The 11,491-nt window shown below is 67.6% G+C and carries 6 protein-coding genes; all 6 read left to right on the top strand.

Features of this window, described 5'->3' with window-relative positions; genetic code table 11:
• Positions 1-60 precede the first annotated feature (60 nt).
• Positions 61-636 carry a DUF732 domain-containing protein gene (locus OYT95_RS16810; protein WP_268791995.1) on the top strand — a complete coding sequence of 192 codons (576 nt, stop codon included), beginning with the start codon at positions 61-63 and terminating at the stop codon, positions 634-636.
• A 6-nt stretch (positions 637-642) separates the two neighbouring features.
• Complete coding sequence (locus OYT95_RS16805; protein ID WP_037228205.1) at positions 643-1,623, top strand: cutinase family protein; 981 nt, start codon at positions 643-645, stop codon at positions 1,621-1,623.
• Between the two features lie 194 nt (positions 1,624-1,817).
• Positions 1,818-2,807: an LLM class F420-dependent oxidoreductase gene (locus OYT95_RS16800; RefSeq protein ID WP_009477140.1), complete on the top strand. Its 990-nt coding sequence runs from the start codon at positions 1,818-1,820 to the stop codon at positions 2,805-2,807.
• Between the two features lie 187 nt (positions 2,808-2,994).
• Positions 2,995-4,890: a long-chain-fatty-acid--AMP ligase FadD32 gene (gene fadD32 / locus OYT95_RS16795; RefSeq protein ID WP_029539691.1), complete on the top strand. Its 1,896-nt coding sequence runs from the start codon at positions 2,995-2,997 to the stop codon at positions 4,888-4,890.
• 73 nt (positions 4,891-4,963) lie between these two features.
• On the top strand, positions 4,964-9,913 hold the full coding sequence (gene pks13, locus OYT95_RS16790; protein ID WP_328286561.1) for a polyketide synthase Pks13: 4,950 nt from the start codon (positions 4,964-4,966) through the stop codon (positions 9,911-9,913).
• Positions 9,910-11,454 (top strand): acyl-CoA carboxylase subunit beta, encoded by a 1,545-nt coding sequence (locus OYT95_RS16785; RefSeq protein WP_005248832.1) that lies wholly within the window; start codon positions 9,910-9,912, stop codon positions 11,452-11,454. Before pks13 ends, OYT95_RS16785 begins: the two co-directional genes overlap by 4 nt.
• Positions 11,455-11,491 lie beyond the last annotated feature (37 nt).

Here is an 11,491-nt window from a genome sequence, read left to right as displayed (position 1 = left end):
CCCGATCTGCGTCTGTACCCTGTCGAGAGACAACGACTTGGAAAGCAAGGACGGAAATAGATGCCGCAGCACTCACGTATCAGCACCACCTTCCGACGGGCGATCGCCGTAGGCGCGCTCGCCGTCGCAGCAAGCGGATTGTTGGTCGGGTGCGGCAGCGACGATTCCACGGCGACGTCGAACCCGTCCACCAGCGCCACGACGTCGGCTGCGGCGTCCAGTTCCGCCGAGAGCTCGGCGTCCGCCGCGCCCAGCGCGAGCGTCTCGGCTTCGGCCTCCGCGCCGGTGACGAGCCCGGGTGAGGCGGCGACGGCGCCGCCGGAGCAGCCCGAGGAAGTTCCGGGCGATTTCCCCGGCCCCGCCGAGGTCCCGGTCAGCGCCGAAGGCCAGAAGTTCCTCGACGCGCTGAAGAGCAAGGGCATCGAGCCGGCCGCCGACGGCACCATGGCCGTGAGCACCGCCGACTTCATCTGCCAGGCCAAGGCCGAAGGCAAGAGCGACGCCGAAGCGATGGTGTTCGTCACAGCGATGGTCGGCACCGAGGCGTCGGCTGCAGGTCAGGAACTGACCCAGGAGCAGGCGACGGCCAATGCCCAGACCTACATGGATGTCGCCCACGCGACCTACTGCAAGTAGACGCCGATGTCGTTGACCGGGCGCGGAACGCGGAAGAAGAAGAGCAGCCTCCTGCGCAAGCTGATGGTGCTGATCGTGATCCTGCTGGTGATTCTCGTCGCAGTGATCGCGCTCTGGTATCTCCTCGCAGGGCGGCTGCCGAAGCCGATCCCGACCCCGCCCGGTCCCGAGCGTCCCAGCGCCCAGCCGGCCAGCTGTCCCGACGTCCAGGTGGTGGTCGTCCCGGGCACGTGGGAGTCCAGCCCGACGGACGACCCGTACAACCCGTCGGCCAACCCGGCGTCGCTGATGCTCAACGTGTCGCGGCCTCTGCAGGAGCAGTTCGAGCCGTCGCGCGCCGACGTGTACACGGTTCCGTACGTCGCGCAGTTCTCCAACCCGGTCGCCTTCCCGCCGGACGGGCAGCAGTCGTACAACAACAGCCGCGGCGCGGGCACGGCCGCCACCAACGACATCCTGATCCGTCGTCACGCCGAGTGCCCGCTGACCAGCTTCCTGCTCACCGGTTTCTCCCAGGGCGCGGTCATCGCCGGCGACGTCGCGTCGAGTATCGGCGCAGGTGACGGTCCTGTTCCGGCGGATCTCGTACTGGGTGTCGGGCTCATCGCCGACGGTCGCCGCGACCCGGCCGCCGCCACGAATGTCGGCCAGCCGGTCGCCGGTGTCGGAGCCGAACTGTCGCTGGCGGGTCTGCAGATCCCGGGAATCACGATGACCGGTCCCCGCCCCGGCGGTTTCGGGGATCTCACCGACCGGGCGGTCGAGATCTGCGCCCCGTCCGACGGAATCTGTGACGCCCCGGCGCAGGCGTTGAAACCGAGCAACTGGATCGGAAGCGGTCTGCGTCTGCTCGAGTACAACAACAACCCCGTCCACGCGATGTACAACTCGTACGTCGTCGACGACTCCGGCACGACGGCCACGCAGTGGATCGCCGGATGGGCGGCCGAGAAGATCGAGGCCGCCCCGGCCCCGGCACACAGTTGATTTTGTGGCGGATGGGTTCACCGTGGTCGGTGAGCCGTGAAACGTCCCAAACAGATAGGCGAGACGCGTACTGGCCGGTAGTGTGCGTTTCTCGGCACCGGTAGAGTGCTGCACTGTTGCGGCATCACCGGTGCCCGACCCCACCGATGTTCACGTCCTGAAACGCGGGCGTTTCACCACAGGAGAAGCTATTCATGAGTTCCGACGCCAGCTCGTTGCGTAAGTTCCGATTCGCGGCAGGCGGAGAGGGCAACGCGGACGAGGGCGGCGCGCGTCGGTTCGTCAAGCTCGCGCAGAAGGCCGAGGAACTCGGATTCGACAGCTTCATGATCCCCGACCACCTGGGTAACCAGGTGGGACCGATCGCCGCCCTCGGTGCACTCGCGATCGCCACGGACAAGATCCGGCTCGGCACCGCCGTCCTCGCCAACGGCTTCCGGCACCCGGCGATTCTCGCGAAGGACGCCGCCACCATCGACGTCCTGTCGGGTGGCCGCCTCGAACTCGGCATCGGCGCCGGCTGGATGAAAGAAGAGTTCGACAAGGGCGGCATCGACTACGAGCGCCCGGGCGTCCGGATCGCCAAGCTCGAGGAGACCCTGCAGATCCTGGACGTGCTGCTGCGCGGCCAGGAGTGCAACTTCGACGGCAAGTACTACCAGATCAAGGGCCTGACCGGCAGCCCGCGACCGCGGCAGGGCCCGCGTCCCCCGATCGCTGTCGGCGGCGGCGGCCCCAAGATGCTGGCGCTCGCGGCGAAGTACGCCGACATCATCTCCGTGGCGACGCCGACCAGCAAGGAAGGCAAGCTTCTGCTCTCGGGTGTCACGCTCGAGAAGACGATGGAGCGCGTCGACCGGATCCGGGAAGCTGCCGGTGACCGATTCGACGACATCGAACTGAACTGGACGATCACCACCATCGTCATCACCGACGACCGTGAGCAGACCGCCGAGATGGCGCTCGCTGCACTCGATCAGGGCTTCCCGCCCAACATCGAGGTCGACACCAAGCTGTCCGTCGAAGACATCCTGAGCTCGCCGTATCTCGCGATCGGAAGCTTCGAGGAGATCGCCGATCAGATACGTATGGTGCGAGAAAAGACGACAATGTCTTACGTCGGTGTGTTCCCCACACAGATGGATGCGTTCGCGCCGATCATCTCGCAACTGAAGGGCGAGTAGACGCAGCGTACCGAGGGCGGCGATGCCAATCTGTAACATATCGATGGTTTGGAATCGATGAACTTATTCGGGTGAGTGGCGTGTTACGTCATTCCCCACGAGTTGTACAAGATCCGATTCGGCGAAGGAAGTCTGGGGCGCAGTCATGCCGGTGGCATGCCTGTGTGATCGCTTCGGAGGAGATGGAATGAACGCGAAGTTCGATGATTTTATCGACGAGAAGGGCCATATCAGGCTCGACTCGGGAAGCACGCTGGTCGACTACGTCCAGCGGCACACCCGGGAGAACTCGGACGAGCTGGCATACCGCTACATCGACTATTCGCGGGACAGAGACGGCGAAGCACAGGAGCTGACCTGGGAACAGTTCGGCCACCGCCTGCGCGCCGTCGCGGCTCGCCTCCAGCAGGTCACCAAGCCCGGCGACCGTGTCGCAGTCCTGGCGCCGCAGGGTCTCGACTACGTCATCTCCTTCTTCGCCGCCATCCACGCCGGAACGATCTCGGTGCCGCTGTTCGACCCCGACGAACCCGGCCACACCGACCGTCTGCACGCCGTCCTCGGTGACTGCACGCCTGCCGCCATCCTCACGGCCACCTCCTCCGCCGCGGGTGTTCGACAGTTCTTCCGGTCCCTCCCCGCCGCCCAGCGCCCCCGCATCATCGCCGTCGACGCCATCCCCGACAGCGTCGGCGAGTCCTGGGTGCGCCCCGAGATCGATCTCGACGACATCGCGTACCTGCAGTACACGTCCGGTTCCACCCGTGTGCCTGCCGGTGTGGAGATCACGCACCGCGCTGTCGGCACGAACGCGCTGCAGATGGTCGACTCCATCGAGCTCAACGAGAACTCGCGCGGCGTCACGTGGCTGCCGCTGTTCCACGACATGGGCCTGCTGACCGTCATCCTGCCCGCCCTGGGCGGCAAGTACATCACCATCATGAGCCCGCGCGCGTTCGTGCAGCGGCCGTACCGGTGGATCAAGGAACTGGCAGCGGTCTCCGACGGTGCGGGCACGTTCGCGGCCGCACCCAACTTCGCGTTCGAGCACGCGGCCGCCCGTGGTCTGCCGAAGAACGGTGAGAGCCTCGATCTGAGCAACGTGATCGGTCTCATCAACGGCAGCGAGCCGGTCACCACGTCGTCGATGCGCAAGTTCAACGAGGCGTTCGCGCCGTACGGCCTGCCCAAGACGGCGATCAAGCCCTCGTACGGCATGGCCGAGGCCACCCTGTTCGTGTCCTCGACTCGGCACTCGGACGAGGCCCGCGTCATCTACGTCGATCGCGACGAGCTCAACGCGGGTCGTGTCGTGAAGGTGGACCAGGACGCCGAGAACGCCATCCCGCAGGTGTCCTGCGGCTACGTCGCGCGCAGCCAGTGGGCCGCCATCGTCGACCCGGAGTCGCGCATCGAGCAGCCCGACGACCGGGTCGGAGAGATCTGGCTGCACGGTGAGAACATCGGCATCGGTTACTGGGGTCGCACCGACGAGACCGCCGAGACGTTCCACAACAAGCTGACCAACCGGCTCGCCGAGGGCAGCCACGCGGAGGGCACACCCGAGGACGCCAACTGGATGCGGACCGGCGACTACGGCGTCTACATCGACGGCGAGCTGTTCATCACGGGTCGCGTCAAGGACCTCGTGATCGTCGACGGCCGCAATCACTACCCGCAGGACCTCGAGTACTCGGCGCAGGAGGCGAGCACCGCGCTCCGCCCCGGCTTCGTCGCCGCGTTCGCGGTCCCGGCCAACCAGCTGCCCGCCGTTGTGTTCGAGAACACGCACTCGGGTCTGAATTACGACGCGGGCGACTCCTCCGAGCAGCTCGTCATCGTGGCCGAGCGCGCACCGGGTGCGGGCAAGGCCGACCCCCAGCCGATCGCCGACACGGTGCGGGCGGCGTTGTCGAGCAGGCATGGGGTCACCGCGCGCGACATCCTGCTGGTGCCCGCGGGCTCGATTCCTCGGACGTCGAGCGGCAAGATCGCCCGCCGCGCGTGCAAGGCGAGCTACATCGAAGGCACCCTGCGCGGCGGATACACGCAGACGGCCTTCCCCGATAGCGTTTCCGAATAGTCCACTTCCTGACGGGTAGCTTGGTGAGTTGATGGCTGAAAAAGATGATGACCGGACCAGCAGCACAGGTGACATGACGGTCGCGCAGCTGCGCGAGTGGCTGCGCAACTGGATTGCCGACGCAACCGGGCAACCGGTCGGTCAGATCACCGACGACCGCCCGATGGAAGAGTTCGGTCTGTCGTCTCGCGACGCCGTCGCTCTCAGTGGCGAGATCGAGGAACTGGTCGGCGTCACGCTGACCGCCACGGTCGCCTACCAGCACCCCACCATCGCGTCGCTGGCCACCCGCATCATCGAGGGCGAACCCGAGCAGCCCGACGACTCGGCGGACGCCGCGTACTACGCGTCGGTGCCGACGTCGGACGCGCACGACGTCGCGATCGTGGGCCTGGCTTCGCGCTTCCCCGGCGCGGGTAAGACTCCTGCCGAGATGTGGCAGATGCTGGCGGAGGGCCGCGACGGCATCTCCGACCTGCCGGAGGGCCGCTGGGAGGAGTTCACCTCCGACCCGCAGATCAAGGCGGCCGTCGAGAAGGCCAACACGCAGGGCGGCTACCTCGACGACGTGAAGACGTTCGACGCGGAGTTCTTCGCGATGTCTCCGCTGGAGGTCGCGAACGTCGACCCGCAGCAGCGGCTCGCGATGGAACTGACGTGGGAGGCCCTCGAGCACGCCCGCATCCCGGCCAGCGACCTCAAGGGCGAGCAGGTCGGTGTGTTCATCGGCAGTTCCGCCAACGACTATCAGCTGCTCGCGGTCAGCGACCCCGTCCATGCGCACCCGTATGCGCTGACCGGTACGTCGACGTCCATCGTCGCCAACCGGGTGTCCTACTTCTACGACTTCCGCGGACCGTCCATCGCCCTCGACACGGCGTGCTCGTCGTCGCTCGTCGCGGTGCACCAGGCGGTGCGCTCGCTGCGGTCCGGTGAGTCGGATCTCGCGCTCGCCGGCGGCGTCAACATGCTCGTCGCGCCGCCCGCCACGCTGGGCTTCGACCAGCTGGGTGTGATGGCGCCCAACGGTCGCATCAAGGCGTTCTCCTCCGACGCAGACGGCATGATCCGCGCCGAGGGCGGCGGCCTCGTCGTCCTCAAGCGTCTCGAGGACGCCGAGCGTGACGGCGACGAGATCCTCGCCGTCATCGCCGGTAGCGCGGTCAACCAGGACGGCCGCTCCAACGGTCTCGCGGCCCCGAACCCGGATGCGCAGGCCGACGTCCTGCGCCACGCCTACCGGGACGCGGGCATCAACCCGGCCGGCGTCGACTACATCGAGGCGCACGGCACCGGCACCATCCTCGGCGATCCCATCGAGGCCGACGCGCTCGGTCGCGTCGTCGGTCGTGGACGCGCCGACGACAAGCCGGCGCTGCTCGGCTCGGCCAAGACCAACTTCGGTCACCTCGAGGCCGCCGCGGGCGCCGCCGGCCTGATCAAGGTCGTGCTGTCGATGCGGGAAGACACGCTTCCGCCGACGCTGAACTTCGCCGGACCCAACCCGTACATCGCGTTCGACAAGGCGCACCTGCAGGTCATTCCCGAGGGTGCGGCGTGGCCGCGCTACACGGGCACGGCCGTCGCCGGTGTGTCCGGATTCGGTTTCGGTGGCACCAACGCGCACGTCGTCGTGCGTGAATACACCGGGCCTGCCGTGGACGACGCCGTCGAGGGCGTCGAGCCCGTTGTTCCCGTCGAGGAAACGGTGTCGGAGGCCGTCGAGTCGACGGTCGTGCTCGCGGTGTCGGGTGCGCTCCCGTCGCGTCGCCGCCGGGCCGCCGCCGATCTGGCCGATTGGCTGGAGACCGAAGAGGGCAGCACCACTCCACTTGCCGATGTCGCGCGCGCTCTCGCCCGCCGTAACCACGGCCGCTCGCGTGCCGCCGTTCTGGCGAAGACTCGCGCCGAGGCCGTCACCGGGCTGCGCGCCATCGCCGCCGGGAAGCCCGGGCAGGGTGTGTTCTCCGCGGATTCGCCGTCGTCGAAGGGCGCCGTCTGGGTCCTGTCGGGCTTCGGTTCGCAGCACCGCAAGATGGCCAAGCAGCTCTACCTGGAGAATCCGGTCTTCGCCGCCGCCGTCGACGAGGTCGACGCGCTGATCGAGGACGAGGCCGGCTACTCCATGAAGGAGAAGTTCCTCGACGACGCGATCGACTACGACGTCGAGACCTCCCAGGTCGGTATCTTCACGATCCAGATCGGTCTGGCGGCTCTGCTGCGTCACCACGGCGCCGAGCCCGAGGCCGTGGTCGGACACTCGATGGGTGAGGCTGCCGCCGCGTACATTTCGGGTGGTCTGCCGCTCGAGGACGCGGTGCGGGTGATCTGCGCCCGGTCCCGCCTCATGGGTGAGGCCGAGGCCACGCTCGAGGGTGACGACATCCGACTGATGGCGCTCGTCGAGTACAGCGCGTCCGAGATCGAGACCGTTCTCACCGACTTCCCGCACCTCGAGGTCTGCGTGTACGCGGCCCCGACGCACACCGTGATCGGTGGCCCCGAGCCCGAGGTCAACGCCATCGTCGCGCGCGCCGAGGGCGAGGAGAAGATGGCCCGCGTCCTCAAGACGAAGGGCGCCAGCCACACCTCCCAGGTCGACCCGCTGCTGGGCGAGCTGGCTGCGGAACTGGCGGGCATCGAGCCGACCAAGCTGAAGCTGGGCGTGTACTCGTCGGTCGACCAGGACACGTACTACCGCGCCGGCCACGAGCCGATCCACCGCGAGGAGTACTGGACCAAGGGCCTGCGGCACAGCGTGTACTTCACCAACGCCGTCCGCCTCGCCGTGGGCAGCGGGCACACCACGTTCGTGGAGTTGGCGCCCAACCCGGTGGCCCTGATGTCCGTCGCCGCCACCGCGTTCGACGCCGGTCTGCACGACATGCAGCTCATCCAGACGCTCAAGCGCAAGGAGGACGAGCCGCTCGGCGTCCTTGCCGCGCTCGCGCAGCTGTACGTGCACGGGCACGCCGTCGACCTGTCGTCGCTGCTCCCCGAGGGCGACTTCGCGTCCGTTCCGCGCACCGCGTGGATCCGCAAGCCGTACTGGGTGGAAACCCGCATCGATTCCAGCGGCAACACCCGTGTCCCGGGTGCGCACGTGTCGCTCCCCGACGGCCGCCACGTGTGGGAGGTCCAGGCCGGCGCGGTCACCGACCTGCCGGCACTGGTCACCGCTGCCGCGTCGCAGGTGCTGTCGGATGTGACACTCGCCGCGTCCGTCCTGCACGCCCACGCTCCCGCCGAGGGAACACTCACCACCACGCTCAATCCGCACCCGGGTGGCGCGTCGCTGCAGGTGCACGCGAAGAGCGGCGCGAGTTTCACGCTGCTGTTCGACGCCGCCGTCACGTCCGGTGAGGCCCTGCCCGAACCCGTCGTCGCGGTCCCGGTGCAGTCGACCTCCCCGGTCGAGGAGCTGCCGGAGGTCGTCGAGGACATCGGCGAGAAGTGGGACCCGAACGGTTCGCAGACCCTCGAAGACCGTCTCGCGCTGATCGTCGCAGAGTCCATGGGCTACGCCCCGGAAGACCTGCCCGCCGAGATCCCGCTCATCGAGCTGGGCCTCGATTCGCTGATGGCCGTCCGCATCAAGAACCGTGTCGAGTACGAGTTCGACATCCCGCAGCTGCAGCTGCAGGCCGTCAAGGATGCGAACCTCATGGAGGTCGCCAAGTACCTGCGCTACGCGGTCGAGAACCGCGAAGAGGTGCAGGCGCTGGCTGACAAGCAGAAGGCCGAGAAGGAAGCGGAGGAGGCCGCGGAGGCCGCTCGTGACTCGGAGGCTTCCGGCTCCCCGCTCGACGCCGAGGACACGTCCGTGGAGGCCGAAGCCGAGGCGATTCTCGCGGCCACCCCGGTCCCGGAGACGGCCGCTGCTCCCGAGGCAGCCGTCGTGGACAACACGGAAGCGTTCGCCGACGCGACCGGTTCCGACGTTCCGCCGCGCGACGCCGCCGAGCGTCTGACGTTCGCCACGTGGGCCGTCGTCACCGGCGAGTCCGCCAAGGGCATCTTCAACACGCTGCCGATCCTGAACGACGAGACGGCCGAGAAGCTGGCGGCCCGGTTGTCGGAACGCGCGAACGGTGAGATCACGTTCGACGACGTCCTCGACTCCACCACCATCGAGGAACTCGCCAACGTGGTGCGCGGATTCCTCGAGGATTCCGGCAAGATCGACGGGCTGGTCCGCGCACTGCGGCCTCGCCCGGAAGGATCCGACGCCGTCCCCGTGTTCGTGTTCCACCCGGCCGGTGGTTCGACCGTCGCGTACGAGCCGCTGCTCAAGCGTCTGCCCGAGGGCACGCCGATGTACGGGTTCGAGCGCACCGAGGGTCCGATCGAGGTCCGGGCGGCCGAGTACCTGCCGCTGATCCGTGAGATCCAGGGTGACGGACCGTACGTGCTGTACGGCTGGTCGCTCGGCGGTGTGCTGGCCTACGCGGTGGCGAAGCTGCTGCGCGAATCGGGCGCGGACGTCCGGATCGTCGGCCTGATCGACACGGTCATGGCCGGTGAGAAGGTCGAGGACACCCCCGACGAGATCCGTAAGCGCTGGCAGCGGTACGCCGCGTTCGCGAAGAAGACGTACAACGTGGACTACCCGCTGCCGTACGACAAGCTCGCCGCGGCGGAGAGCGACGAAGAGCAGATCAAGATCCTGACGGAACTGCTCAAGCTGAGTGGCACGAAGATTCCGGGCGGAATCATCGAGCACCAGCGCACGTCGTGGCTCGACAACCGGGCCATCCAGACCGCCGAGCTCGAGCAGTACGACGGCGACGTCGTCCTGTACATGGCCGACCGCTACCACGACGACGTGATGAACCTGGAGCCCGCGTTCAAGACCCGGAAGCCGGACGGCGGCTGGGGCGACGCGGTGAAGAACCTGGAGATCATCCACGTGGGCGGCGATCACATCCAGATCGTCGACGAGCCGTACATCGCGAAGGTCGGTGCCGACCTCACCAAGAAGCTGGCGGCGATCCAGGCCGCCGGAACCGGAGCACATCAGTGACCACCACGACCGCAGAGAAGCTTGCCGAACTGCGCGAAAAGCTCGAAACGGCAAAGGAACCCGCGGGCGAACAGGCGATCGCCAAGCGCGCGAAGAAGGGTATTCCCAGCGCGCGCGAACGCATCGACATGCTGCTCGACCCGGGAAGTTTCATCGAGGTCGGCGGCCTGATGCGCCAGCCCGGTGATCCCAATGCCCTGTACAGCGACGGCGTCGTCACCGGTCACGGGACCGTCGAAGGACGCCCGGTCGCGGTGTTCTCGCACGATCAGACCGTGTTCGGCGGTTCCGTCGGCGAGATGTTCGGCCGCAAGGTCGCCGCGATCATGGAGTTCGCCGCCAAGATCGGCTGCCCCTGCGTCGGCATCAACGACTCCGGTGGTGCCCGGGTGCAGGACGCGGTGACGTCGCTGGCCTGGTACGCGGAGCTCGGCCGTCGGCAGGAACCGCTGTCGGGGATGTGCCCGCAGATCTCGATGATCCTCGGCAAGTGCGCGGGCGGCGCGGTGTACGCGCCGATCAACACCGACGTCCTGGTGGCGACCGAGGAGTCGTACATGTTCGTCACCGGACCCGACGTGGTCCGGAAGATCACCGGTGAGGACGTCAGCCTCGAAGAACTCGGTGGCGCCCGGAACCAGGCCCAGTACGGCAACCTGCACCATGTGGCGGCCGACGAGAAGGCCGCGTTCGAGTGGGTGCGCAAGTACCTCAGCTTCCTGCCGTCGAGTTGCATGGAGAAGCCGCCGGTGGTCAACCCGGGTCTCGAACCCGAGATCACGGACTCCGACCGCGACCTCGACACGTTCATCCCGGACGCCGACAACGCCGGCTACGACATGCACGACATCCTGCTACGGATCTTCGACGACGGTGAGTTCCACGAGATCGGTGGGCAGGTGGCGCTGAACATCATCACCGGCTTCGCCCGCGTGGACGGACGCACTGTCGGGGTGATCGCGAACCAGCCGCTGGTCGCGGCGGGCGCGCTGGACGCCCAGGCCTCGGACAAGGCCGCACATTTCATCCGTATCTGCGACGCCTTCGACATCCCGCTGGTGTTCGCCGTCGACACGCCCGGGTTTCTTCCGGGCCTCGAGCAGGAGCGGATCGGCGTCATCAAGCGCGGTGGCCGGTTCATCTTCGCGTTCGTGACGGCGACCGTCCCGAAGGTGACCGTCGTGATCCGCAAGGCGTACGGCGGCGCGTACGCCGTCATGGGCTCGAAGCAGCTGGGCGCCGACATCAACTTCGCGTGGCCGACCGCCCGCATCGCGGTGATGGGCGCGGAGGGTGCTGTCGACCTCATCGGGCGTAGGCAGATCGAGGCCGCGGGCGAGAACGCTCCCGCCGTCCGCAGGCAGCTGATCAACTTCTACAACGAGAACATCGCGACGCCGTACATCGCGGCGGAGCGTGGCTACATCGACGCCGTCATCGAGCCCGCCACCACCCGGCTCGAGATCCGCAAGGCGCTGACGATGCTGCGCGACAAGAAGGTGCAGCGCAACCCGCGCAAGCACGACCTGATGCCTCTCTGATTCGTCGCCGCCCGCTCGCCCGATGTCGCACCGGTCC

The organism is Rhodococcus sp. JS3073 (assembly GCF_026810085.1).
GTDB lineage: Bacteria > Actinomycetota > Actinomycetes > Mycobacteriales > Mycobacteriaceae > Rhodococcus_F > Rhodococcus_F wratislaviensis.
This window is presented reverse-complemented; position numbering and strand designations above follow the sequence as displayed.